General features: G+C 57.7%; 21 protein-coding genes, 2 tRNA genes, 3 rRNA genes and 1 pseudogene. 14 read left to right on the top strand and 13 right to left on the bottom strand.

Annotated elements, in window-relative coordinates; genetic code table 11:
• Window positions 1-248: 248 nt before the first annotated feature.
• Window positions 249-626 carry a hypothetical protein gene (locus J3P76_RS08375; RefSeq protein ID WP_434559896.1) on the top strand — a complete coding sequence of 126 codons (378 nt, stop codon included), beginning with the start codon at window positions 249-251 and terminating at the stop codon, window positions 624-626.
• A 28-nt stretch (window positions 627-654) separates the two neighbouring features.
• Window positions 655-1,557, top strand: coding sequence for an alpha/beta fold hydrolase (locus tag J3P76_RS08370; protein ID WP_434606971.1), 903 nt, complete (start codon window positions 655-657; stop codon window positions 1,555-1,557).
• On the opposite strand, the gene J3P76_RS08365 is transcribed toward J3P76_RS08370, so the two are convergent.
• Window positions 1,526-2,512, bottom strand: coding sequence for a GlxA family transcriptional regulator (locus tag J3P76_RS08365; protein ID WP_420767862.1), 987 nt, complete (start codon window positions 2,510-2,512; stop codon window positions 1,526-1,528). The two genes, J3P76_RS08370 and J3P76_RS08365, sit on opposite strands and share 32 nt — an antisense overlap.
• 99 nt (window positions 2,513-2,611) lie before the next feature.
• On the opposite strand from J3P76_RS08365, the gene inhA reads away from it, so the two are divergent.
• Window positions 2,612-3,298: an isonitrile hydratase gene (inhA, locus tag J3P76_RS08360; RefSeq protein WP_434606975.1), complete on the top strand. Its 687-nt coding sequence runs from the start codon at window positions 2,612-2,614 to the stop codon at window positions 3,296-3,298.
• A gap of 62 nt (window positions 3,299-3,360) precedes the next feature.
• On the opposite strand, the gene J3P76_RS08355 is transcribed toward inhA, so the two are convergent.
• Window positions 3,361-4,098 (bottom strand): SDR family oxidoreductase, encoded by a 738-nt coding sequence (locus J3P76_RS08355; RefSeq protein WP_434606977.1) that lies wholly within the window; start codon window positions 4,096-4,098, stop codon window positions 3,361-3,363.
• Between the two features lie 198 nt (window positions 4,099-4,296).
• On the opposite strand from J3P76_RS08355, the gene J3P76_RS08350 reads away from it, so the two are divergent.
• Complete coding sequence (locus tag J3P76_RS08350; protein ID WP_434606980.1) at window positions 4,297-5,244, top strand: AraC family transcriptional regulator N-terminal domain-containing protein; 948 nt, start codon at window positions 4,297-4,299, stop codon at window positions 5,242-5,244.
• A gap of 302 nt (window positions 5,245-5,546) precedes the next feature.
• On the opposite strand, the gene J3P76_RS08345 is transcribed toward J3P76_RS08350, so the two are convergent.
• Entirely contained in the window at window positions 5,547-6,005 is a 459-nt protein-coding gene (locus tag J3P76_RS08345) for an SRPBCC family protein (protein ID WP_434559904.1), read from the bottom strand.
• Between the two features lie 120 nt (window positions 6,006-6,125).
• Between J3P76_RS08345 and J3P76_RS08340 the strand changes: the two genes are divergently transcribed.
• Window positions 6,126-6,527, top strand: a complete 402-nt coding sequence (locus J3P76_RS08340; protein ID WP_434606983.1) for a lysozyme inhibitor LprI family protein — start codon at window positions 6,126-6,128, stop codon at window positions 6,525-6,527.
• A gap of 98 nt (window positions 6,528-6,625) precedes the next feature.
• Here the strand turns inward: J3P76_RS08340 and rrf are convergent.
• From rrf to J3P76_RS08315, 5 genes are all read right to left on the bottom strand, one after another.
• Window positions 6,626-6,741 (bottom strand): 5S ribosomal RNA (rrf, locus tag J3P76_RS08335).
• Between the two features lie 154 nt (window positions 6,742-6,895).
• A 23S ribosomal RNA gene (locus J3P76_RS08330) occupies window positions 6,896-9,787 on the bottom strand.
• A gap of 250 nt (window positions 9,788-10,037) precedes the next feature.
• A tRNA-Ala gene (locus J3P76_RS08325) sits at window positions 10,038-10,113 on the bottom strand.
• A 27-nt stretch (window positions 10,114-10,140) separates the two neighbouring features.
• Window positions 10,141-10,217, bottom strand: a tRNA-Ile gene (locus J3P76_RS08320).
• A 65-nt stretch (window positions 10,218-10,282) separates the two neighbouring features.
• Window positions 10,283-11,821 (bottom strand): 16S ribosomal RNA (locus tag J3P76_RS08315).
• The 16S, 23S and 5S rRNA genes sit together here with 2 tRNA genes alongside, the layout of an rRNA operon.
• A 682-nt stretch (window positions 11,822-12,503) precedes the next feature.
• On the opposite strand from J3P76_RS08315, the gene rhtA reads away from it, so the two are divergent.
• On the top strand, window positions 12,504-13,391 hold the full coding sequence (gene rhtA / locus J3P76_RS08310) for a threonine/homoserine exporter RhtA (protein WP_420767268.1): 888 nt from the start codon (window positions 12,504-12,506) through the stop codon (window positions 13,389-13,391).
• 165 nt (window positions 13,392-13,556) lie between these two features.
• On the top strand, window positions 13,557-13,838 hold the full coding sequence (locus J3P76_RS08305) for a hypothetical protein (protein ID WP_420767267.1): 282 nt from the start codon (window positions 13,557-13,559) through the stop codon (window positions 13,836-13,838).
• 8 nt (window positions 13,839-13,846) lie between these two features.
• On the opposite strand, the gene J3P76_RS08300 is transcribed toward J3P76_RS08305, so the two are convergent.
• Window positions 13,847-14,416, bottom strand: coding sequence for a TetR/AcrR family transcriptional regulator (locus J3P76_RS08300; protein WP_434606987.1), 570 nt, complete (start codon window positions 14,414-14,416; stop codon window positions 13,847-13,849).
• An 89-nt stretch (window positions 14,417-14,505) separates the two neighbouring features.
• Here J3P76_RS08300 and J3P76_RS08295 point away from each other — a divergent pair, with 89 nt between their 5' ends.
• Both J3P76_RS08295 and J3P76_RS08290 read left to right on the top strand, forming a co-directional pair.
• Window positions 14,506-15,234 carry an SDR family oxidoreductase gene (locus tag J3P76_RS08295; protein WP_420767265.1) on the top strand — a complete coding sequence of 243 codons (729 nt, stop codon included), beginning with the start codon at window positions 14,506-14,508 and terminating at the stop codon, window positions 15,232-15,234.
• Between the two features lie 31 nt (window positions 15,235-15,265).
• Entirely contained in the window at window positions 15,266-15,856 is a 591-nt protein-coding gene (locus J3P76_RS08290; protein WP_420767264.1) for a 2-hydroxychromene-2-carboxylate isomerase, read from the top strand.
• A gap of 10 nt (window positions 15,857-15,866) precedes the next feature.
• Here the strand turns inward: J3P76_RS08290 and J3P76_RS08285 are convergent, their stop codons facing one another.
• The 4 genes from J3P76_RS08285 to J3P76_RS08270 form a co-directional block, all read right to left on the bottom strand.
• Complete coding sequence (locus J3P76_RS08285; protein WP_434627748.1) at window positions 15,867-17,675, bottom strand: aminopeptidase P family protein; 1,809 nt, start codon at window positions 17,673-17,675, stop codon at window positions 15,867-15,869.
• 50 nt (window positions 17,676-17,725) lie between these two features.
• Window positions 17,726-18,892: a cysteine desulfurase family protein gene (locus tag J3P76_RS08280; RefSeq protein ID WP_420767262.1), complete on the bottom strand. Its 1,167-nt coding sequence runs from the start codon at window positions 18,890-18,892 to the stop codon at window positions 17,726-17,728.
• A gap of 155 nt (window positions 18,893-19,047) precedes the next feature.
• The gene (locus tag J3P76_RS08275; RefSeq protein ID WP_434606991.1) at window positions 19,048-19,668 is read right to left on the bottom strand and encodes a LysE family translocator; all 621 of its coding nucleotides are present in this window, start codon (window positions 19,666-19,668) and stop codon (window positions 19,048-19,050) included.
• 98 nt (window positions 19,669-19,766) lie between these two features.
• Window positions 19,767-20,033, bottom strand: coding sequence for a hypothetical protein (locus tag J3P76_RS08270; RefSeq protein ID WP_420767260.1), 267 nt, complete (start codon window positions 20,031-20,033; stop codon window positions 19,767-19,769).
• A 252-nt stretch (window positions 20,034-20,285) separates the two neighbouring features.
• On the opposite strand from J3P76_RS08270, the pseudogene soxR reads away from it, so the two are divergent.
• The 5 genes and pseudogenes from soxR to J3P76_RS08245 all read left to right on the top strand — a co-directional run.
• Window positions 20,286-20,653 (top strand): annotated as a pseudogene (gene soxR, locus J3P76_RS08265) (redox-sensitive transcriptional activator SoxR); the annotation flags it as partial.
• Between the two features lie 222 nt (window positions 20,654-20,875).
• A complete protein-coding gene (locus J3P76_RS08260; RefSeq protein WP_434701733.1) occupies window positions 20,876-22,090 on the top strand; it encodes a PepSY-associated TM helix domain-containing protein in 1,215 nt (404 codons plus the stop codon).
• Complete coding sequence (locus tag J3P76_RS08255) at window positions 22,087-22,629, top strand: thiamine pyrophosphate-binding protein (RefSeq protein WP_434701732.1); 543 nt, start codon at window positions 22,087-22,089, stop codon at window positions 22,627-22,629. The genes J3P76_RS08260 and J3P76_RS08255 overlap by 4 nt, the downstream gene beginning before the upstream one ends.
• A complete protein-coding gene (locus tag J3P76_RS08250) occupies window positions 22,626-22,952 on the top strand; it encodes a hypothetical protein (RefSeq protein WP_420767257.1) in 327 nt (108 codons plus the stop codon). The genes J3P76_RS08255 and J3P76_RS08250 overlap by 4 nt, the downstream gene beginning before the upstream one ends.
• Window positions 22,949-23,524 (top strand): DUF6162 family protein, encoded by a 576-nt coding sequence (locus J3P76_RS08245; protein WP_434701730.1) that lies wholly within the window; start codon window positions 22,949-22,951, stop codon window positions 23,522-23,524. Before J3P76_RS08250 ends, J3P76_RS08245 begins: the two co-directional genes overlap by 4 nt.
• Window positions 23,525-23,532: the final 8 nt, after the last annotated feature.

Here is a 23,532-nt window from a genome sequence, read left to right as displayed (position 1 = left end):
GTGGCGAGGGAGCTTGCTCCCGCTCGGCTGCGTAGCACACGCCGCTTTTCAGTTCGGAAATTTGGGGTCGCTTCGCCCGAAGCGTCGGACCGTCCCAGCGGGAGCAAGCTCCCTCGCCACGTTGGATTCCAACAAAGCTGAACGCATTTCGCTGGCTGCAGGTTGCCAGTCCTCCAACCCTCTCCTAAGATCGATGCACTCACGGGTGCAGCGGAGCTGCCCGATAAAACCCGATTCAAGGACCTGACATGACGCACATCAAACGCTCCATTACCACCGAGCCCCGAACAGGGCTGACCCGGGGAGAACTCTGGGACGACCACGACAAAGGCTTGATCAAATGCTGGGAAATCGGCCGCGACCGGGCGGCGAGGTTTCCGGAACTGGCTCAACGCTGCCGGGACGGTGAACTGCCGGTGCTGGGCTGGAAAGGCGGGGTCAGCCGCAGTCTGAAGAAAACCGCCAAATTCGGTTGTCTCAAGTACCTGGCCCAATGGCAGGGCCTGCGCGGGGAGGACCTGGACATCGACCTGGCCCAGGAACGAACCCTGACCTGCTCCAGCACGAACATGATCGTGACGTTCACACCGGAGCGGGCCAAATACGTGAACCAGGAGCCCGCCTGACAACAATCGAGCGATGCCGGAGGCAGATATGACAACTGCGCCCAAGGTCAATTTCGCGGTGACGCCACTGCTGCGCATCGCCTATGAAGAACATGGACCCGCCAGCGGCGAGCCAATCATCCTGCTCCACGGTTTCCCCTACGACCCGCGCGCCTTCGACGAGGTGGCCCCGGTCCTGGCCCAACGCGGCTATCGGGTCATCGTGCCCTACCTGCGCGGCTATGGCCCGACCCGGTTCAACAATCCCGCCATCGCCCGCTCCGGCCAACAGGCGGCACTGGCCCAGGACCTGCTGGACCTGATGGACGCGCTCGACATTCCCCGAGCCGCGCTGTGCGGCTATGACTGGGGTGGCCGCGCCGCGTGCATCGTCGCTGCCTTGTGGCCCGAGCGCGCCCGTTGCCTGGTAACGGGCGATGGCTACAATCTGCAGGACATTCCCCATTCAACCCAGCCGCTGAGCCCCGAAGATGAATACCGTCTGTGGTACCAGTATTACTTCCACACCGCCCGGGGCGTCGAAGGCCTGACGCAGAATCGGCGTGAATTGTGCCGATTGCTCTGGCGCCTCTGGTCGCCAACCTGGAAACGCGGCGCCGAGCTGTACGCTCTTAGCGCACCGTCATTCGACAATCCGGACTTCGTCGAAGTGACGATCCACTCCTATCGCCATCGTTTCATGTACGCGTCGGGGGATCCGACGCTCGAGTGGATGGAGGAAAAACTGACAGAGCAACCTGTCATCAGCGTGCCAAGTATTTCCCTGTGCGGCGGCGATGACGGTGTGGGGCCTGCGACGGAGGACGATGAAGATACAGGCCACTTCAGCGGGTTCTATGAACGCCGCGTACTGCCCGGCGTCGGCCACAACATTCCTCAGGAAGCACCCGAGGCCACGGTCAAGGCGTTGCTTGATCTGCTTGGGCACTGAACCGCTCCCGATAAGCCTGGGGTGTCACGCCCACGGCTCGCAAAAAGCTGCGGCGCAGGGTTTCTTCGCTGCCGAAGCCACATTGCAGGGCGACGCGCTTGACCGGCACCGCACTGTCGGCAAGCAGACGGCGAGCGGTCTCCACGCGGATCAGTTCCACGGCGCGGGCCGGGGTCTGGCCGGTCTCGGCGCGGTAATGGCGGACAAAACTTCGCTCACTCATGCCCGCCTCGGCAGCCAGGCTCGACAGGCCCAGGTCCCGCGTCAGGTTCTCGGCGATCCAGGCGTGCAATTTGTCGAAGCGACCGCCCTGCTTTTGTAGCGCCAGGGTGGCGCTGAACTGCGATTGCCCGCCGGGGCGCTTGAGGAAAACCACCAGATGCCGAGCCACCTCCAAGGCCATCGCCCGGCCCAAGTCCTCTTCGACCAACGCCAATGCCAGGTCAATTCCGGCCGTGACCCCGGCCGACGTCCAGACAGGACCATCCTTGATGAAAATCGGATTGGGTTCGACCCGCAGTTGCGGATGTTGCTGGGCCAACTGTTCACAGCGGGTCCAGTGAGTCGCCACCCGTCGTCCGTCCAGCCAGCCACTGGCCGCCAACAGGAACGCTCCGGTACACACTGACGCGACCCGTCGCGAGCGCATCCCTTGATGTTTGACCCAGGCCACCAGGGCTGGATCCTCGGCGGCTTCGTACACGCCCCAACCGCCCGCGATCAACAAGGTGTCGCTGACGTCGTTGGGGAGCGGCTCGGCCATCAGCGCCAACCCCGCCGACGACATCACTGCCCCGCCACCGGCAGCGACCACGGTCGGCGCGTACGGCGCCGGCAGACCCTGCCCACGAACAAGATCGTTGGCCGATGCAAATACTTGCAGGGGGCCGGTGACATCGAGCACCTGCACATTGGCGAAGGCCAGCACATGAATGGATTTCGGTGTATTTGGCATATTGGCGTGATTCGTGGGCTTATTGGCGAATACGCCAGATCCTACGAGCCTACAGTAAAACCGTCTACCCCTCGGCCATCATCCAAAGGAGCAAGCCACATGACGTTGCAGATCGGTTTTCTGTTGTTCCCTCAGGTCCAGCAACTGGACCTCACCGGCCCTTACGATGTACTGGCCTCGTTGCCGGATGTAAAAGTGCACCTGATCTGGAAAGACCTGGCGCCCGTCAATTCCAGCACCGGGCTGGTCTTGCTGCCGACCACCACATTTGAGGACTGCCCGAGGCTCGACGTGATCTGCGTCCCCGGCGGCAGTGGCGTCGGTCCACTGATGGAAGACGAGCAGACCCTGTCCTTCATCAAACGTCAGGCGGCCCATGCCAAATATGTCACCTCGGTGTGCACAGGTTCGCTGGTGCTTGGTGCGGCGGGATTGTTGCGTGGCAAGCGCGCCACCACCCACTGGGCCTTCCACAGTTTGTTGCAGCCCCTGGGCGCGACGCCGGTCAAGGACCGCGTAGTACGAGACGGTAACCTGCTCACCGGGGGCGGCATCACGGCAGGCATCGATTTTGCCCTGACCTTGGCGGCGGAGCTGTTCGATCGAGACACCGCGGAACTGGTCCAGCTGCAACTCGAATACGCTCCCGCACCGCCGTTCGCCTCAGGGTGTCCGGACACGGCGCCGACGAAAGTATTGGAAGAAGCCAACCGGCGTTCGGCAGAGTCTTTGCGGGTACGTTCGCAGATCACTCACCGGGCTGCGGCGCGGTTGGAAAAGGTGTAGCGGGAGGTTGAGCCAGGTAAGCGAGCGTTACCTGGCTGGAGCCGATGCTGGATCGATTCGCCTCAGTAAGGGCTTGCCGTCGGCCGCACCACCAGTTCGCTGACATCGACGTCCGCCGGTTGTTCGATGGCGTAGGAAATCGCCCGGGCGATGGCCTCGGCGGGTATGGCGATCCGACGGAACTCACGCATCTCGGCGCGTCCGCCTTCATCGGAAATGCTTTCGGCCAACTCCGACTCGGTGACACCGGGGGAAATCACGGTCACGCGAACATCCCCACCGACTTCTTGACGCAAGCCTTCGGAAATCGCCCGCACGGCATACTTCGTGGCGCAGTACACCGCGGCAGTCGGGCTGACTGCGTAGGCACCGATGGAAGCAATGTTGATGAATTGGCCGCTGCGCTGACGCTGCATCAGTGGCAGGCCGGCAGCGATACCGTGGAGCACCCCGCGGATGTTGACGTCGATCATGCGATCCCACTCATCGACTTTCAATGCCTCGAGTTTGGAGAGGGGCATGACCCCGGCGTTATTGACGATCACATCGAGTCGGCCGAATTTTTCGACGGCGAAATCGATCAGGCTCTGCACGTCATCGCGACGGCTCACATCCACGGCTTTGCAAGCAGCCCGTTGGCCGGCGGCCTCAAGCTCCTGCACGACTGCCTGCAAACGTTCCTCGCGCCGGGCGCCCAATACGACGCAAGCCCCCCGGGCAGCCAGCAAGCGTGCCGCCGCCTCACCAATCCCGCTGCTGGCGCCAGTAATGACCACGACTTTGTTTTGAATATCGGACATGATGAATCCCTCGTCTGGATGTGTTGGCTCCCGGTGGAGCGTTTTGACAGGTCCAGATTAGGGATTCGTTCTGCGCTTCGGTTAGCCGGATTCTCCTGCGCATTTGCACGATCCTGTAACGATAGCGCCTCTGGTCGTCGCAGTTTCAATCGGCTTTACTAGCGCGATCCATTCAATTGGCCAGGGAGATTGATCGGCATGTCGGTATCCACGTCCATCACCATCACGCCTGATAACCGCATAGACGTGCGTCGCGCCGAACTGGCGAACCTGATGAAGCGCTTCGCACCGGAATTTGGTGTCCACGCCACGGCTATTGAAGCGTTGCACCTGATCCGCTGCGACCAACCCACAGAAGCCCTGCACGTCGTGCACAAGCCGGGGCTCTGTGTGATTGTGCAGGGTCGCAAAGAAGTCACGCTGGCCCACGAGCGCTATGTCTACGACCCTCTCAATTACCTGGTGGTCTCGGTGACGCTGCCGCTGGCCGGCCAAGTGATCGTGGCCAGTCCAGAGCAACCGTACCTGTGCATTCGCCTGGACATTGAGCCGGCCCAGATCTGTCGGCTGATTGCCGATGCCAACCCCATCGGTTTGCCGGCTGAAAGAACTGACCGCGGATTATTCCTGGACCGAATTGACGAACCCCTGCTCGACGCTATGCTGCGTTTGCTGCGGCTGCTCGACAGTCCGGACGACATCGCGACACTTGCGCCCTTGGCCCAGCAGGAGATTTTCTATCGACTGTTGCGCGGTGCCCAAGGCCGGCGCCTGCATGAAATCGCAATTCCTGACACCCAGACCCACCGCATCAGCCGGGCCATCGAGTGGCTCAATAGCCATTACGCCGAGCCATTGAGCATTGAGAGTCTGGCGCAAATGATCAATCTCAGCCCTTCGGCGCTGCATCACCGCTTCAAAGCCGTGACCGCCATGAGCCCGCTGCAATATCAGAAACAGCTGCGCCTGCAGGAAGCCCGACGATTGTTGTTGGCCGAGAACTGCGACGTTTCGTCAATTGGCTACAAGATGGGCTATGAAAGCCCTTCTCAATTCAGTCGGGAATACAGCCGCCTATTCGGCGCCTCGCCGAGCAAGGACATCGCTCGTCTGCGGGCGATGGCATTACAGGCCAGCAGCGCCTGATCCGGCATGCAAAACCCGACGCCAGGCCTTATGGAATATCTTTCTCGCAGACGAAAAAAAACCCGCCTAAGCGGGTTTTTCCAAGACCATTACGACTCCCTGTCGATAGCTATCCTTGCAAGGTCGATCATCCCTGATCCTGAGCACTCCCTGTGCTTCAGTGGATGAGCAAAGATTACGCGTCGGATCCAAAGTGAAATAGAGGATATAACTACCAAGCCGTGTAAGACATTCGCTATACCCTCCCTTCCGAAAACCCTTAGTCAATCGGGCATCGGATCGATAAAGGCTCCGAAGCCATATCATGCCTTGCTCAGGAATTCCTCGATGTTGGCCATTTGCTCATCCCAACCCCGACTATCCATTCGAAAGGCCTTGAGTCGACGCGCTTCAGGAATACCGTTGAATCCCGACTCCACCACTTTCAACAACGTCCCCCCCTTAAAGTCTTCGAGTTCGAACTCCACCTGAGTCTCGGACTCTTGGGAGTAATCCGTCTGTGGCTCGATAGCGTAGGGATGCCAGCGAAACGAAAACACCCGCTCGGGCTCGACACGCTCCACCATCACATCCCAAACGAGGTGTTCGTAGCCCGGATAAGTAATCTGCCCTTGGGTGCGCTCTCCGGCGACAAACCGTTTCCCGTCGAGATTCACACCAAACCATTGGCCGAAGGTCTCAGCATCGGCCAGTGCGCGCCAAACCTGCGAACGGGGCGCCTTCAATAAGATCTTTCTTTCGATACGGTCAGGTAAATGCATGGGTCACCTCCTTGTTCAACACTAGGCTTGTAAGACCACGAGGCCAACCGGAAAGTTGTGTCAGCGCATTGTTTGGGTACACTCCCTCCGGCAGTTTTACCCGTCAAGGAGAGATTGATAATGTCCAAACGCTTGCTGCTGCCCCTTATTCCGCTGCTGTTCGTCAGCCCCGTCCAAGCTGATGATTGCGCAAACGCCACGACCCAGGGCGAGTTGAACCAGTGCGCAACCCAGGAAAACAGGGCCGCCGATAAAGAGTTGAACCGCTTGTACCAAAAAATCACAGCGCGCCTGAAGGATAACGCTGCGGCCAAACAATTGTTGGTCAAGGCACAGCGCGCCTGGATTGACTTCCGTGACGCTGAATGTAGCTTTTCGGCGTCCGGTGTCGAAGGCGGAAGCGTCCATCCCATGATCCACAATGAGTGCATCACGACGCTGACCAAGGCGCGGATTGACGCGTTCAACACCTATCTCAGCTGCAAAGAAGGGGACCTGAGCTGTCCGGTGCCTGAAGCTTGATTGAGGACAATGAGAGGGATGACAAGCCATCCGGTTTTAATCCAAGCGCAAAAACAAAACCCCTACCTGCATCAGCAGATAGGGGTTTCGGAATTTAATCTTGACGATGACCTACTCTCACATGGGGAAACCCCACACTACCATCGGCGATGCATCGTTTCACTTCTGAGTTCGGGATGGGATCAGGTGGTTCCAATGCTCTATGGTCGTCAAGAAATTCGGTAGCCAGCGCGTGCCTTACGGTCACGTTCCAGCAAATGGGTATGTGATAGCGTGTTGCTTGTGAGTATCTCGAACTTTCGGTTCGTTTCGTCTTCACAACACCGCAATCTGGCCTCTTTCGAGTCTACAAATTGCTTGGGTGTTATATGGTCAAGCCTCACGGGCAATTAGTACAGGTTAGCTCAACGCCTCACAGCGCTTACACACCCTGCCTATCAACGTCGTAGTCTTCGACGGCCCTTCAGGGAGCTCAAGGCTCCAGTGAGATCTCATCTTGAGGCAAGTTTCCCGCTTAGATGCTTTCAGCGGTTATCTTTTCCGAACATAGCTACCCGGCAATGCCACTGGCGTGACAACCGGAACACCAGAGGTTCGTCCACTCCGGTCCTCTCGTACTAGGAGCAGCCCCTCTCAAATCTCAAACGTCCACGGCAGATAGGGACCGAACTGTCTCACGACGTTCTAAACCCAGCTCGCGTACCACTTTAAATGGCGAACAGCCATACCCTTGGGACCGGCTTCAGCCCCAGGATGTGATGAGCCGACATCGAGGTGCCAAACACCGCCGTCGATATGAACTCTTGGGCGGTATCAGCCTGTTATCCCCGGAGTACCTTTTATCCGTTGAGCGATGGCCCTTCCATACAGAACCACCGGATCACTAAGACCTACTTTCGTACCTGCTCGACGTGTCTGTCTCGCAGTCAAGCGCGCTTTTGCCTTTATACTCTACGACCGATTTCCGACCGGTCTGAGCGCACCTTCGTACTCCTCCGTTACTCTTTAGGAGGAGACCGCCCCAGTCAAACTACCCACCATACACTGTCCTCGATCCGGATAACGGACCTGAGTTAGAACCTCAAAGTTGCCAGGGTGGTATTTCAAGGATGGCTCCACGCAGACTGGCGTCCACGCTTCAAAGCCTCCCACCTATCCTACACAAGCAAATTCAAAGTCCAGTGCAAAGCTATAGTAAAGGTTCACGGGGTCTTTCCGTCTAGCCGCGGATACACTGCATCTTCACAGCGATTTCAATTTCACTGAGTCTCGGGTGGAGACAGCGCCGCCATCGTTACGCCATTCGTGCAGGTCGGAACTTACCCGACAAGGAATTTCGCTACCTTAGGACCGTTATAGTTACGGCCGCCGTTTACCGGGGCTTCGATCAAGAGCTTCGCGTTAGCTAACCCCATCAATTAACCTTCCGGCACCGGGCAGGCGTCACACCCTATACGTCCACTTTCGTGTTTGCAGAGTGCTGTGTTTTTAATAAACAGTCGCAGCGGCCTGGTATCTTCGACCGGCGTGGGCTTACGCAGCAAGTGCTTCACCCTCACCGGCGCACCTTCTCCCGAAGTTACGGTGCCATTTTGCCTAGTTCCTTCACCCGAGTTCTCTCAAGCGCCTTGGTATTCTCTACCCAACCACCTGTGTCGGTTTGGGGTACGGTTCCTGGTTACCTGAAGCTTAGAAGCTTTTCTTGGAAGCATGGCATCAACCACTTCGTCACCCAAAGGGTAACTCGTCATCAGCTCTCGGCCTTGAGATCCCGGATTTACCTAAGATCTCAGCCTACCACCTTAAACTTGGACAACCAACGCCAAGCTGGCCTAGCCTTCTCCGTCCCTCCATCGCAATAACCAGAAGTACAGGAATATTAACCTGTTTTCCATCGACTACGCTTTTCAGCCTCGCCTTAGGGACCGACTAACCCTGCGTCGATTAACGTTGCGCAGGAAACCTTGGTCTTTCGGCGTGGGTGTTTTTCACACCCATTGTCGTTACTCATGTCAGCATTCGCACTTCTGATACCTCCAGCAAGCTTCTCAACTCACCTTCACAGGCTTACAGAACGCTCCTCTACCGCATCACTTACGTGATACCCGTAGCTTCGGTGTATGGTTTGAGCCCCGTTACATCTTCCGCGCAGGCCGACTCGACTAGTGAGCTATTACGCTTTCTTTAAAGGGTGGCTGCTTCTAAGCCAACCTCCTAGCTGTCTAAGCCTTCCCACATCGTTTCCCACTTAACCATAACTTTGGGACCTTAGCTGACGGTCTGGGTTGTTTCCCTTTTCACGACGGACGTTAGCACCCGCCGTGTGTCTCCCATGCTCGGCACTTGTAGGTATTCGGAGTTTGCATCGGTTTGGTAAGTCGGGATGACCCCCTAGCCGAAACAGTGCTCTACCCCCTACAGTGATACATGAGGCGCTACCTAAATAGCTTTCGAGGAGAACCAGCTATCTCCGAGCTTGATTAGCCTTTCACTCCGATCCACAGGTCATCCGCTAACTTTTCAACGGTAGTCGGTTCGGTCCTCCAGTCAGTGTTACCTAACCTTCAACCTGCCCATGGATAGATCGCCCGGTTTCGGGTCTATTCCCAGCGACTAGACGCCCTATTAAGACTCGCTTTCGCTACGCCTCCCCTATTCGGTTAAGCTCGCCACTGAAAATAAGTCGCTGACCCATTATACAAAAGGTACGCAGTCACCCAACAAAGTGGGCTCCCACTGCTTGTACGCATACGGTTTCAGGATCTATTTCACTCCCCTCTCCGGGGTTCTTTTCGCCTTTCCCTCACGGTACTAGTTCACTATCGGTCAGTCAGTAGTATTTAGCCTTGGAGGATGGTCCCCCCATATTCAGACAAAGTTTCTCGTGCTCCGTCCTACTCGATTTCACTTCTAAGATCCTTTCGCGTACAGGGCTATCACCCACTATGGCCGCACTTTCCAGAGCGTTCCGCTAAAATCAAAGAAGCTTAAGGGCTAGTCCCCGTTCGCTCGCCACTACTAAGGGAATCTCGGTTGATTTCTTTTCCTCAGGGTACTTAGATGTTTCAGTTCCCCTGGTTCGCTTCTTGCACCTATGTATTCAGTACAAGATAACCATCTTATGATGGCTGGGTTCCCCCATTCAGACATCTCCGGATCACAGTCTGTTTGCCGACTCCCCGAAGCTTTTCGCAGGCTACCACGTCTTTCATCGCCTCTGACTGCCAAGGCATCCACCGTATGCGCTTCTTCACTTGACCATATAACCCCAAGCAATCTGGTTATACTGTGAAGACGACATTCGCCGAAAATTCGATCTGGCTCTAAGAGCCAATCACAAATTTTACCTTAGCCTGATCCGTTACCAGTGAAAGTAACGTTCAGTCTATCTTTCTATCACATACCCAAATTTTTAAAGAACGATCTAATCAAAAGACTAGAAATCAACATTCATCATCCCGCGGATGGAATGCTCATTTCTAAGCTTTAAACGTTGGAACCAATCTGTAATGGTGGAGCCAAGCGGGATCGAACCGCTGACCTCCTGCGTGCAAGGCAGGCGCTCTCCCAGCTGAGCTATGGCCCCGTATCGCTACAGGGTACACCATGAAATTGGTGGGTCTGGGCAGATTCGAACTGCCGACCTCACCCTTATCAGGGGTGCGCTCTAACCAACTGAGCTACAGACCCAATCGTCTTCTTCAATGAATCAAGCAATTCGTGTGGGAGCTCATGGAGCCGCTGCTGTCGTCGATTAAGGAGGTGATCCAGCCGCAGGTTCCCCTACGGCTACCTTGTTACGACTTCACCCCAGTCATGAATCACACCGTGGTAACCGTCCTCCCGAAGGTTAGACTAGCTACTTCTGGTGCAACCCACTCCCATGGTGTGACGGGCGGTGTGTACAAGGCCCGGGAACGTATTCACCGCGACATTCTGATTCGCGATTACTAGCGATTCCGACTTCACGCAGTCGAGTTGCAGACTGCGATCCGGACTACGATCGGTTTTGTGGGATTAGCTCCACCTCGCGGCTTGGCAACCCTCTGTACCGACCATTGTAGCACGTGTGTAGCCCAGGCCGTAAGGGCCATGATGACTTGACGTCATCCCCACCTTCCTCCGGTTTGTCACCGGCAGTCTCCTTAGAGTGCCCACCATAACGTGCTGGTAACTAAGGACAAGGGTTGCGCTCGTTACGGGACTTAACCCAACATCTCACGACACGAGCTGACGACAGCCATGCAGCACCTGTCTCAATGCTCCCGAAGGCACCAATCCATCTCTGGAAAGTTCATTGGATGTCAAGGCCTGGTAAGGTTCTTCGCGTTGCTTCGAATTAAACCACATGCTCCACCGCTTGTGCGGGCCCCCGTCAATTCATTTGAGTTTTAACCTTGCGGCCGTACTCCCCAGGCGGTCAACTTAATGCGTTAGCTGCGCCACTAAGAGCTCAAGGCTCCCAACGGCTAGTTGACATCGTTTACGGCGTGGACTACCAGGGTATCTAATCCTGTTTGCTCCCCACGCTTTCGCACCTCAGTGTCAGTATCAGTCCAGGTGGTCGCCTTCGCCACTGGTGTTCCTTCCTATATCTACGCATTTCACCGCTACACAGGAAATTCCACCACCCTCTACCATACTCTAGCTCGACAGTTTTGAATGCAGTTCCCAGGTTGAGCCCGGGGATTTCACATCCAACTTAACGAACCACCTACGCGCGCTTTACGCCCAGTAATTCCGATTAACGCTTGCACCCTCTGTATTACCGCGGCTGCTGGCACAGAGTTAGCCGGTGCTTATTCTGTCGGTAACGTCAAAACACTAACGTATTAGGTTAATGCCCTTCCTCCCAACTTAAAGTGCTTTACAATCCGAAGACCTTCTTCACACACGCGGCATGGCTGGATCAGGCTTTCGCCCATTGTCCAATATTCCCCACTGCTGCCTCCCGTAGGAGTCTGGACCGTGTCTCAGTTCCAGTGTGACTGATCATCCTCTCAGACCAGTTACGGATCGTCGCCTTGGTGAGCCATTACCTCACCAACTAGCTAATCCGACCTAGGCTCATCTGATAGCGCAAGGCCCGAAGGTCCCCTGCTTTCTCCCGTAGGACGTATGCGGTATTAGCGTCCGTTTCCGAGCGTTATCCCCCACTACCAGGCAGATTCCTAGGCATTACTCACCCGTCCGCCGCTCGCCACCAGGTACAAGTACCCGTGCTGCCGCTCGACTTGCATGTGTTAGGCCTGCCGCCAGCGTTCAATCTGAGCCATGATCAAACTCTTCAGTTCAAACATCTTTGGGTTTTGAGAAAACCCTAAACTTGGCTCAGCAATCGTTGGTTACATCTTTGATTTCTCGCGGAGTAACTTGTGATGCTGATAATCTGTTGACTAGCAGTCTGACTCCACAAGCACCCACACGAATTGCTTGATTCAGTTGTTAAAGAGCGGTGGGTTGAGCCTTTCGTCTCAACCGAGGCGCGCATTCTACAGCGCCCCGTGTATCTGTCAAGCGGTTATTTTAAGAAGTTTTCAAAGTTTCGCTTGGAAATCCTTAACAACTTCAACCACTTGCGCTTTCGATCTCTCGTTAGCGGGAGGCGAATTCTACAGCGTTACTCGCTGCTGTCAACACCTCTTTTTTACCGCTTTCGACCGAGAAGATCGAACCGTCGATAGCGCCCAACAAACCGGCCTACCCACTCCTTCCGTGCTTCGATGAACTGAAGCGAAGCACTTACCGAAACCTGGCTAACTCATTGAAACTCAAGGAGTTTTCCGTTTCGACTGCGCCGGAAGTGGGGCGAATTATAGACATCCAGAATTTGCCGTCAACCGTTATTTTTTCCTTTCTTTATCTTTCCGGCTGAACGGGTCCAAACCCGCCTGATATATAGACTGCGCCGCTTGAAATGCGCACTATATTGCTCAAACCCGTTTCTCTTGCCCTTTTATTGGATGACACCCCGTAATGACTCCAGCCAATCGCAACCTGGTTTCTTCTTTATTCCCGGTTGCCTTGCTAATAATCGCGATGGCCTCGATCCAGTCTGGCGCGGCTCTTGCCAAAAGCATGTTCCCGGTAGTGGGCGCGCAAGGAACCACGACCCTGCGCCTTATCTTCGCCAGCATCATCATGTTGTTATTGCTACGCCCTTGGCGCGCCAAGCTCACCGCTCAATCCCTGCGCACGGTGATGGTCTACGGGATGGCGCTCGGCGGCATGAACTTCCTCTTCTATATGTCTCTTCGTAGCGTTCCGCTGGGCATTGCCGTGGCACTGGAATTCACCGGCCCGCTGGCGGTTGCAATCTACGCCTCGCGTCGGGCGATCGATTTCCTTTGGATCGCCTTGGCAGTGATCGGATTGCTGCTATTGATACCTACCGGGGCAGCTGACACCGGCATCGACTTGGTAGGTGCCGGTTACGCCCTGGGCGCAGGCGTGTGTTGGGCGCTATACATTCTGTTTGGCCAGAAGGCCGGCGCGGACAATGGCGTTCAGACCGCAGCATTGGGAGTCATGATAGCGGCTCTGTTTGTCGCCCCTATTGGTATTGTGCACGCCGGTGCCGCGCTGCTGACGCCGAGTCTGATTCCGGTCGCCATCGGGGTCGCCATCCTGTCCACAGCCCTGCCTTATACCCTGGAGATGATTTCCCTGACCCGGATTCCAGCCCGCACGTTCGGCACGCTAATGAGCGTCGAGCCCGCGATCGGCGCCTTGTCGGGATTTATCTTCCTTCAGGAATACCTGTCGCTGGCGCAGTGGGCCGCCATCACCTGCATCGTCCTTGCATCAGTCGGCGCGACACTGACGATGGGCGATACCGCAAAGCCCGCCATCGCAGCAGATTGAGCAGTTTTTATATAGCTCTGGTATTTACCGCACATTTAGGCCATGTTTAGCCCCGTAACCTAATGCCAGGCATGGATTTTTTTATACAGGACGTCATGAACGCTTCAAGCGAAAGCGAACACAGCCGTACGTAGACACAAGATCCACGACGGCATAAGGACGGGAATGAAACGAATCTTGATCTTAATCGCCGTGCTGGCAGTTGCGGGCTGCGCGGCGACATCGAAAACCGAAATGAAACGCGGTAAAAAGGGCCTTCACATCAATTGCTCCGGTCTGACTTCATCCTGGGACCAATGCGCCGCCACGGCGGCCAATTCATGCGCCCCCAAGAACTACAAGGTGATCGCCAAATCCGGTGATGCCGTCGAGGAACCGGGTGACTATCCCTTCGGGCTCAACCCCGCCGGGTATACCAGCCGCAGCATGATCGTCATCTGCAAATAATCAGCGGATCAGTCAAAGGGTCGCTCGGCGATTCGACGACTGATTTCCTCACGGCTGGATTTGAGGACATCGCGCTGAATCTCAGGCGATGCCAACATGCGTGCCACCAACAATGCCCCGACACATTGTGACAGGACCGCCCATGCCAGGCTGTCACTTCCCATTATCCGCGCCCAGCCTTCATGCAACCGGCAGATCCAAGTCTGTGCCGCCTCCCGTACCTGAATATCCGAGCGCGCGATCTCTGCCCCCAACACGGGCAAGGCACACCCCACCTCCGGTTGCTCCACATGGCTCATGCTCAAGTACTGCTTGAGGCAACGCTCCAGTTTCGTTGAGTCCATGATCCCATCGCCACTCAAGCGGTCCAGGCTGTGGGCCAGCTCTCGTTCGACAATCGCCCTGAAAAGCTCATCCTTGGATGAGAAATGGCTATAGAACGCGCCGCCGCTCAACCCGATCGCCTTCATCAGGCCATCAACGCCCACCGTTGCAAATCCGGATTTCTTAGCGGAGATAGCGCTGCTGGCGAGCAGTTTTTCGCGAGTTTCCATCTTGTGGTTGGCTGAATAACGCATCGTCCTGCCTCTGAATGCACACCTTGACGTTGGCCGGATCTTAACATAACGTCCGTTTAGTTAACGATCGTTTAGCAATGGGACGGACTATGAATAACAAGAAGGTCGTACTGGTTGTGGGTGCTGGCGATGCCACCGGCGGGGCAATAGCCAGGCGTTTCGCCCGGGAGGGTTTCGTTGCCTGCGTCACGCGTCGAAGTGCCGACAAGCTTGAGCCGTTAGTTAACAGCATTCGGGACGAGGGAGGTGATGCTCACGGTTTCGCCTGCGATGCGCGCAACGAAGATGAAGTCATCGGGCTGATCGAGCAAATTGAAGTACAGATCGGACCGATCGAAGCTTTCATATTCAACATTGGCGCTAATGTGCCCTGCAGCATTCTGGAGGAGACGGCGCGCAAGTATTTCAAGATCTGGGAAATGGCTTGCTTCTCCGGCTTTCTCAATGCTCGGGAAGTGGCCAAGCGCATGGTCAAGCGCCAGCGCGGGACAATCCTGTTTACCGGAGCCACGGCCGGATTGCGCGGAGCGTCAGGGTTCGCCGCGTTTGCCGGGGCCAAGCATGGCGTGCGAGCGTTGGCGCAAAGCATGGCGCGCGAACTGGGCCCGATGAACGTCCATGTCGCTCACGTAATAGTGGACGGCGCCATCGACACGGCCTTCATTCGCGACAACTTCCCGGAAAAATATGCCACCAAGGACGAAGACGGCATTCTCGATCCGGAACACATTGCTGAAAATTACTGGTACTTGCATACCCAGCCCCGCGATGCCTGGACATTCGAGCTGGATCTGCGTCCCTGGAGCGAACGCTGGTAAGCCTCCACCTCATAACAAAAAAGAGCAGCCCATGAGCAAATCCGTAGAGTTTTTCTTCGATCTTGGCAGCCCCACCACCTACTTGGCCTACACGCAGTTACCTGCGCTTTGCGCACAAGCGGATAGTGAGCTGATCTACCGCCCGATGTTGCTGGGGGGTGTCTTCAAGGCAACCGGCAACGCATCGCCTGTTACCGTACCGGCCAAAGGGCCTTATCTGTTCAAGGATCTGAATCGCTTTGCTACCCGTTATGGCGTTGAGTTCAAGCTCAACCCCTATTTCCCAATCAACACGTTGCTGTTGATGCGCGCCGTAACCGGGATGCAATTGCGCCACCCAGACCGATTCGAGACCTTTATCGATTGCCTGTTCCGCGCGCTTTGGATTGACGCCCGAAATCTCAACGATCCAGCGACAGTTGCGGCGGTTCTGGAAGACGGCGGTTTTGATCCTGGGTATGTACTGGCCTTGACCTCTGATCAACAGGTCAAGGACCAGCTCAAAAACTCCACCGAAGAAGCGATCCGCAGAGGCGTGTTTGGCGCGCCGAGCATGTTTGTAGGCAACGAGCTGTTCTTCGGCCAGGATCGGCTGGACTTCGTCCGTGAAGCCCTAGCCTGACCTTTTTGCATCAGATCGCCGCTGTCCGGGTGTTCAACCATTGCAGCGCATCGCCTTGCAGCAATGGGCTCAACCGACGCTGAACCTCGGCGTGGTAGGCGTTGAACCAGTCCCTTTCATCCTGGGTCAGCAACGCTGGCTCAAGGCAACGGGTATCGATCGGGCACAGCGTCAGGGTTTCGAAGGACAGGAACTCACCGAACTCGCTACTGCCTGCCTCGCGGTTGAGGACCAGGTTCTCGATGCGCACACCCCAGCGACCCGGGCGATAAGTGCCCGGTTCGATGGACGTGATCATACCCGGCTGCATCGCGGTTTGTGGCGCGGCAGCGGCTTGATAGGCAATGACTTGTGGCCCCTCGTGCACGTTCAGGAAATAACCGACGCCATGGCCAGTCCCATGACCGTAATCCACCTGCTCGGCCCAGATTGGCGCGCGGGCGATGGCATCGAGCAAAGGCGATAGGATACCCTGGGGAAATTTGGCCCGCGATAACGCGATCACACCTTTGAGGACTCGGGTGCAATCACGCTTCTGCTCCGGCGTTGGCGTTCCGACCGGTACCATGCGTGTGATGTCCGTGGTACCGCCGAGATACTGGCCACCCGAATCGATCAACAACAGGCCATCGCCTTCGATAACGGCGTGCGCTTCTTCCGTGGCGTGGTAGTGGGGCATTGCGCCATTGGCATTAAAGGCAGCGATGGTATTGAAGCTCAGGGAGACGAAATCCGGCCGGCGTTTGCGTGCCGCGGTCAGATGTTCATCGATAGTCAGCTCGGTGATGCGCTCGCGGCCCCAGGCGCTTTCCAGCCAGGCGAAGAATTCGCAGAGCGCCGCACCGTCCTGTTCCATTGCCTGGCGGATATGCTCGGCATCCGCCGAGGTTTTGCGGGATTTGGCCAGGGTCGTGGGGTTGAGACCTTCGACCAGCTTGACGCCACTGTCCAGGTTATCCAGCAAGCCGACCGTGACCCGCGCCGGATCGATCTGCAGGCTCGCACCGCTTGGCACTTCACGCAGCGCGGCCGCGGCTTCGCTGTAATCGCGCAGCGTCACGCCATCCTGTTCAAGAGTGGCACGCAATGGCGCACCGACTTTGTCCAAGGCTACGAACAACGTCGCCTGTTGTTGGCCAATCAACGCGAAGGAGACAAACACCGGGTTGAACGACACATCCGCGCCACGCAAATTGAACAGCCAGGCAATGTCATCCAGGGTCGCAATGAAATGCCAATCGGCACCGCGTTCCTTGAGGGATTCGCGCAGTTTGGCAAGCTTCTCTACACGACTCACCGTGGCTTGGGGTGGCAGGTGGGCGTAGACGGGCTGATCCGGAAGGGCTGGACGATCGGTCCAGATCTTATGCAGCAGGTCGACGTCGGTACGCAACCGCGCGCCGCGCGATTCAAGCTTACTGCTCAGCGTGCGGGCCGACGCAACGGCCATGACTGCACCGTCGACCGCCACAACACCACCCTCGGGTGTTTGTTCACCCAGCCAGTCCAATGGGCCGGGCTGACCTGGCATGAGCTTGACCAACTCGATCCCACTGCCCTCCAGTTCCTTCGTGGCCTGTTCCCAGTATCGACTGTCGGCCCAGACCCCGGCGAATTCCCCCGTCACGATCAAGGTGCCGACCGATCCATGGAAGCCGGACAACCACTGACGCCCTTGCCAATAGCCTGGCAGGTATTCGGACAGATGCGGATCGGCCGACGGGACCAGCAGCGCATGAACGCCCTCCTCGCTCATCAACTGGCGAATTCGGGCCAGGCGCTGGGGCACCTCTCCTGGGGTCAAAGGCTCGGTACTCATTATTACTCCTGCTAATCGATTTTATTGTTCGTTGCAAAAGGTCGGTCGGTTCAAGGGGTCGTCGCCCAAAACGCCGGCGCAGCAGCGCAGGCTTCCTTGATAACCCGCACCGCCTCATCAATATCCTGTTCGCTAGTGAAACGCCCCAGGCTCAAGCGGATAGTCCGCCCGGCCGCACGTGCATCATGCCCCAGGGCCAGCAGGACATGGGATGGGCTGTTCTGCGCTGAATTGCAGGCCGAAGTAGCCGAAAATGCAATCGACGCACCCAATGTCGCCGAGTTGAATTCACCTTCATTGAACGTCAGGCTCAACGTGTGGGGAATACGGCAGCTCGCACTGCCATTGATACATACACCGGGTAATGCCAATAGCGGCTCGAGCAAACGATTGCGCAACCGGGCGATCTGGGCAAGCTCCTGGTCGAACGACTGCGCCGCCAGCTCGAACGCAGCGCCCATGGCTGCAATCTGATGGGTCGCCAGGGTGCCGGAGCGCAAACCACCTTCGTGGCCTCCGCCATGAATCTGTGCCGATACCCGAGGCCGCGCACGGTCGCCAACGTATAGCGCGCCGATACCCTTGGGTCCGTAGATCTTATGCGCGGAAAAGGACATCAGGTCCACCGGCCACCGGGCCAGGTCGATGCCCACCTTTCCCGCCCCTTGGGCGGCGTCCATGTGGAACAGCGCGCCGTGCTCGCGAACGATCTCACCGATGGCAACGGCGTCGTTGACGGTCCCCAACTCATTGTTCACCAGCATCAGCGACACGAGGAACGTGTCTTCGCGCAGGGCCTCGCGAACCGCGCGTGCAGTGATCAGGCCATCAGCGTCTGGCGCCAGCCAAGTCACCTCGACGCCACTTTCCTCTAGTTGCCTGACCGTATCGAGAACCGCCTTGTGTTCGATCAGGCTGGTAATGACATGCCCACCACCGGCACCGCGCGCCTGCGCCACGCCCTTCAAGGCCAGGTTATTGGATTCGGTGGCACCGGAGGTCCAGATGATTTGATCGGCTCGAGCGCCAACCAACCGGGCCACCTGCTGGCGTGCCTGCTCCACGGTTTGTCGTGCCTCCTGGCCGAACGCATGGGAGCTGGAGGCTGGGTTGCCAAAGTTACCGTCGAAGCCCAGGCATTGGATCATGACCTGGATAACCCGCTCATCCACCGGCGTGGTGGCGGCGTAATCGAAATACAAAGGACGCTTATTCATAAGGAAACTCGCAGAGCCGGTTCCAAGACCAGGGTGCCCTCGTTGGATTCGAGACAAGCATTACCTGATCAAGACCTTTAAAGAAGTCGGACTTCATTTATAAGTGCGTAGGAACGCTCCTGGAACAGCGAGCTTAGCAGGCATCGCGCCGAAGCTCAGCCCTCACTCATGCTTTCGAGCAACAACGGATACAGCGACGCGACCAACAGCAGCGCCATGCCCCAGTTGAACAGGCGCAACCATCGACGATCACGCAACAGGTTTCGCAACAGGCTGCCACAAACGACCCAAAGGCTGACGCTTGGCAGATTGATCAAGGCAAACACCGCCGCGATCACTACCACATTGAAAAAGTAGCCTTGCAGCGGTGTATAGGTGCTGATTGCACCGATGGCCATGATCCAGGCCTTGGGGTTGACCCATTGGAACGCCGCCGCGCCCCAGTAACCGATCGGCTTGTTGTTGCCCGTTGAGCTGTCCGAGACCGGGCTGGAATGGGCGATTTTCCATGCCAGGTACATGAGATACGCCGCGCCTATGTAGCGCAGCACGGTGTACAGCAATGGATAAGTCTGGAACACCGCGCCCAGGCCAAGGCCCACCGCCAGCACCAGGGAAAAAAAGCCGCAGGTGATGCCCAGCATGTGAGGGATCGTACGGCTGAAACCGAAATTGACACCCGAGGCCAGCAACATGGTGTTGTTGGGGCCTGGTGTGATCGAGGTCACCAGGGCAAACAGGGCGAAGCCCAGCAGCAGGTCAAGCGAGAGCGTCATGGCAGGTCAATCCGTTGGGGCAGTCAAATGATGACCCTACCCCACGTCCCGGCACGCGCCCATGGACAGTTAGGCAAAACTTCGAGCGGTACAGTCCTTCAGCTTGGTCGGCCAGGCAGTTGAACGGTCCGTTCGGCATTCATTTCGCCACGCTCGTCGAAACCGGTATTTTTCTGCGACGGTCCCAGCAATTCGGCTTTCTTCGCGTGATATTCCTCAAAAGAAAGGCCTCGGCGATTCAGCGCTTCGAGCGCCAGCTCACGAGTTTCCTCAGCTGTGTAAGGACGCAGCTCCGGAGACGACGAGGCGCAACCGCTCAATACGGTGACGGCCAACAGTAGCAAGACAGCAAGGATACGGTTCATGGCGGGCGTCCAATGTTCTGTAGTGGGGCGATGAACAAAGGCTACCCGCCAGCATGGAACGGCAAAAATCAACGGTTTCGATAGTGGGTATCGCCCTCTCGTATCTCTCGTTGCGCTTGGCTGACCCAGGGGCAATGCAGAGCGCCGTCCAGGCTGCGCTCGATAATGCGCAGTACCTGAAATGAGCCGAACGTCACCGCTTTGGCCCGATGCTTGTGAACCAGCCACCAGAAATTCCCCTCGCCATCTGAAATGACGATTCCTATAAACCTCCACAAGGAGCCCACCGTTGGCCACGTCGCCGCTCGCAGCGGCGTAGCGGTCACGGCGCTGCACTTCTATGAGTCCAAGGGGCTGATCAAAAGCACCCGCAACCAGGGCAATCAACGTCGCTACCCTCGGGAAGTGCTAAGGCGGGTGGCGCTGATCAAAGTCGCCCAACGCCCGGCCATTCCCTTGGCGGAGATTGGCGAGGCGCTGAAGAATCTGCCGGCGGATCGCGCCCCGACAGCAGCCGACTGGCAGACCTTGTCGGCGCAGTGGAGCCGGAATCTGGATGAGCGCATCAATCAACTGATCGCTCTGCGCGACCGACTGACGGCTGCATCGGTTGTGTGTGTGATCGTTCGGGAGCTTGATGGCTCGCCACCCAAACACCAAACCACGCTTATCGCTAACGCGAAACATTTTCTTTCAACTTACTCTTCAGGATTTGAGTGTCTCGTTCGTCTTAATTAGATGCAGCAGGCCGCGTCGGCAAAAGCCACGGCCTGCTTTTCCAGGGTTCAGGCCGTTGCGAAGCCCGCGACACGGAACCTTCCATCGAATCAAGACGTTCAATCATGTCGAAGAAGTCCCGCTCCAAACTCTGGTTTCTCGTTCATAGCTGGTTGGCGTTGCCCATCTGGTTTTTTGTCCTGATCGTCTGCGTCACCGGCACTCTGGCGGTGGTCAGCCAGGAGATCGTCTGGCTGGTCAATCCTGAGATGCGCGCCAGCAAGCCCAGCGATGACGCCCCGTTGCTCAGCTATGACCAGGTCATGGCCGCCATCAAGCAAGCCCAGCCGCTGACACAAGTGCAAAGTATCGTGCGTCCGGATGAGTCGCATTTTGCCCTTGAAGCCAAAGTCACCTACCCCGACGGCCGCCCGGACACCGTCTACGTCAATCCCTACAGCGGCGTCATCCAGGGATCGGCCCCGGCGTTCAATTTCAGGGCTTTTACCCGCGCCATGCATGGATGGTGGCTGGTGCCGTTCACCAACGGCTACAGCTGGGGCTGGTACCTGGTGTCTCTCCTCGGCCTGCCGATGCTGGCATCACTGGTTACCGGGCTTGTCGTCTACAAACGCTTCTGGAAAGGTTTCCTGCGCCCGACCTTGCGTATCCGTCACGGCGCGCGGATTTTCTGGGGCGATTTCCATCGGCTCAGCGGTATCTGGTCGATCTGGTTCATCGCGGTCATTTCCGTGACCGGCACCTGGTTCCTGATCGAAGCCACACTGGCCGACAACGGCATCTCGATCTCCAGCGCGCCGGTCGTCCCGGTCGTGGCTCGTGAAAGCGTTCCACTGTCAGCCGATGGTATTGCTCCACCACGATTGAACCTGGACCGAGCCATCGAGATCGCCCGGCAGCAAATCCCGGGGTTGGACGCGAGTTTTGTCAGCCTACCCGGCAATGCCTACAGCCACGTCGAAATCGGCGGGCGCGGCTGGTATCCATTGATGTTCCAGACCGCGACCATCAATCCCTACAGCGGCGAGGTGGACGCCACGCGATTGTTGGCGGACCGCACGCCCCTGGAGTTCGTCACCGAATCCATGCGGCCATTGCACACTGGGGACTTCGGCGGCCTCTGGATCAAGCTCATCTGGTTTTTCTTCGGGCTGATCCTGAGCATGATGGTCCTCAGTGGGTTGCTGATCTGGACCAAACGCACCGCCCTGGCCACTGCCAACGCCGTCAAGCGCAGCCAGAAACCTGCCCGGCCCGCCCGGATCGCCCCCCCATTGCAACCCTCCCTCCACCGTGACTCGCCGGAGGGCAGCCTGTGAATCCGTCCACCACAACCCTGCCACCCTCTCGCCTGGGCCGGTTCTGGCATAAATGGCGTTTCCATCTCAATGTGCTGTTGCTGCTGATTCCCCTGGGCTTCATGCCCAAGTATTTCTCGGAAGCTGCGTTGTTCCGTGGCGACGGCGGGCTCGGCGAGCGGGAAGTCGGTGAGATCCAGATCGGGCCGTGGAGCTTGCGCCTGGCGGAATTTCGCAACGAAGCCCCTCGTACCCAGGGTCCCGCCGGCCCCATGAAGCACTTCAATGCCGCGCTGTGCCAACGCTGCATCAGCCAGGTGAAAGCCACCTATCTGCGCATTGGCAAGCCCCGCAGCCTGCGGGCCGCCGGGGTGATTTTCTTTGGCTCGCCCTATCGCATGGGCGCGTTGTTGCCAGTCCCGCCGAAGACCCAGCCCGATGCCGAACTGTGGATAACCCTCGAGGGTTGGGACGGTTCGATGCACCAGGCCTCGATTCCACTGAACCAGGCCTCCCCGGCCACCGTTGCCTGGCTGAAAACCCAAGGAGCCCGACCATGACCCTCCGCGCCTTCCTCAACAGCATGGCATTGCTCCTTTGCGCAAGCTTGAGCACCAGCGCACTGGCCCATAACCCGATGTGCGAGTGCAAGGCCATCGACGCCGAGCAGATCCAATGCACCGGCGGTTTTTCCGACGGCAGCGGTGCACCCGGAGTGACGCTGGACGTGATTGGCTATGACGAAACCATCCTCGTTCCCGGCAAGCTCGGCGCCGACTCAACGCTGACCTTCAAGAAACCGGACGCCGAGTTCTACGTACTCTTCGACGCCGGCCCCGGGCACGTCGTGGAAATCGACCAAGCCGACATCGAGGCCCCATGAGCACACCTACCCACCACGTCGTTCGCCCCGCTGGCGCGGGCCACGAAACCCTTTATGTCTTGCTGCTGTGCCTGATCATCGTATTGGGAGCCGGGTCGGTGGTGGCCTGGCATGGCGAAACCCAGGACGTCACTCACGTGCAAAGCAACCAGTTGGATGCCCGTCGCGACCTCAGCGCCGCCGAGCAAGGCATCTATGCCGACCTGCGGGTCACGCTGGACGAGATCCGCATTCTGCGCGAAAGCGAGCTAGCCCTTCCCGGCCCGCAAGCGTTGGCGGACGAAGGTTTTGCCCCGTTCGCCCAAGATGCCAGTTCTGTCACCCGCGGCGGCCACGCCTGGCAACTCCTGGGTGAAAAAGCCTACTTTGGCGCGAGTGCTACCCCGTCAATCGCAGGCTCCTTTCTGATGCGCATCAGCGAAACATCCGACGCGCCCCCGGACATCTGGCTCAACCGCAGCAATCCTGCGACCGCCCCTGCCGTGTTGGACGACGCTGCTTTGTCCGCATCCGGCTGGCAACAGATCGTCGCGCAATTCGATGCCGGCGTGACCCGCCAGCACCGGCATTGACCCCTCGC

It is taken from the genome of Pseudomonas sp. D1-36 (genome assembly GCF_051132205.1).
Lineage (GTDB): Bacteria > Pseudomonadota > Gammaproteobacteria > Pseudomonadales > Pseudomonadaceae > Aquipseudomonas.
The sequence above is the reverse complement of the archived record's forward strand: the minus strand, read 5'-3'. Positions and strand labels throughout refer to the sequence as shown.

Bases quoted from the DNA above. Each gene is read 5' to 3' on its own strand.
- J3P76_RS08300 (WP_434606987.1), bottom strand. From the start codon at position 14,416: ATGCGTTATTCAGCCAACCACAAGATGGAAACTCGCGAAAAACTGCTC.
- J3P76_RS08350 (WP_434606980.1), top strand. From the start codon at position 4,297: ATGTCGGTATCCACGTCCATCACCATCACGCCTGATAACCGCATAGAC.
- J3P76_RS08305 (WP_420767267.1), top strand. From the start codon at position 13,557: ATGAAACGAATCTTGATCTTAATCGCCGTGCTGGCAGTTGCGGGCTGC.
- J3P76_RS08375 (WP_434559896.1), top strand. From the start codon at position 249: ATGACGCACATCAAACGCTCCATTACCACCGAGCCCCGAACAGGGCTG.
- J3P76_RS08365 (WP_420767862.1), bottom strand. From the start codon at position 2,512: ATGCCAAATACACCGAAATCCATTCATGTGCTGGCCTTCGCCAATGTG.
- J3P76_RS08285 (WP_434627748.1), bottom strand. From the start codon at position 17,675: ATGAGTACCGAGCCTTTGACCCCAGGAGAGGTGCCCCAGCGCCTGGCC.
- J3P76_RS08280 (WP_420767262.1), bottom strand. From the start codon at position 18,892: ATGAATAAGCGTCCTTTGTATTTCGATTACGCCGCCACCACGCCGGTG.
- J3P76_RS08345 (WP_434559904.1), bottom strand. From the start codon at position 6,005: ATGCATTTACCTGACCGTATCGAAAGAAAGATCTTATTGAAGGCGCCC.
- J3P76_RS08355 (WP_434606977.1), bottom strand. From the start codon at position 4,098: ATGTCCGATATTCAAAACAAAGTCGTGGTCATTACTGGCGCCAGCAGC.
- J3P76_RS08245 (WP_434701730.1), top strand. From the start codon at position 22,949: ATGAGCACACCTACCCACCACGTCGTTCGCCCCGCTGGCGCGGGCCAC.
- J3P76_RS08250 (WP_420767257.1), top strand. From the start codon at position 22,626: ATGACCCTCCGCGCCTTCCTCAACAGCATGGCATTGCTCCTTTGCGCA.
- J3P76_RS08295 (WP_420767265.1), top strand. From the start codon at position 14,506: ATGAATAACAAGAAGGTCGTACTGGTTGTGGGTGCTGGCGATGCCACC.
- J3P76_RS08290 (WP_420767264.1), top strand. From the start codon at position 15,266: ATGAGCAAATCCGTAGAGTTTTTCTTCGATCTTGGCAGCCCCACCACC.
- rhtA (WP_420767268.1), top strand. From the start codon at position 12,504: ATGACTCCAGCCAATCGCAACCTGGTTTCTTCTTTATTCCCGGTTGCC.
- J3P76_RS08270 (WP_420767260.1), bottom strand. From the start codon at position 20,033: ATGAACCGTATCCTTGCTGTCTTGCTACTGTTGGCCGTCACCGTATTG.
- J3P76_RS08370 (WP_434606971.1), top strand. From the start codon at position 655: ATGACAACTGCGCCCAAGGTCAATTTCGCGGTGACGCCACTGCTGCGC.
- inhA (WP_434606975.1), top strand. From the start codon at position 2,612: ATGACGTTGCAGATCGGTTTTCTGTTGTTCCCTCAGGTCCAGCAACTG.
- J3P76_RS08260 (WP_434701733.1), top strand. From the start codon at position 20,876: ATGTCGAAGAAGTCCCGCTCCAAACTCTGGTTTCTCGTTCATAGCTGG.
- J3P76_RS08340 (WP_434606983.1), top strand. From the start codon at position 6,126: ATGTCCAAACGCTTGCTGCTGCCCCTTATTCCGCTGCTGTTCGTCAGC.
- J3P76_RS08275 (WP_434606991.1), bottom strand. From the start codon at position 19,668: ATGACGCTCTCGCTTGACCTGCTGCTGGGCTTCGCCCTGTTTGCCCTG.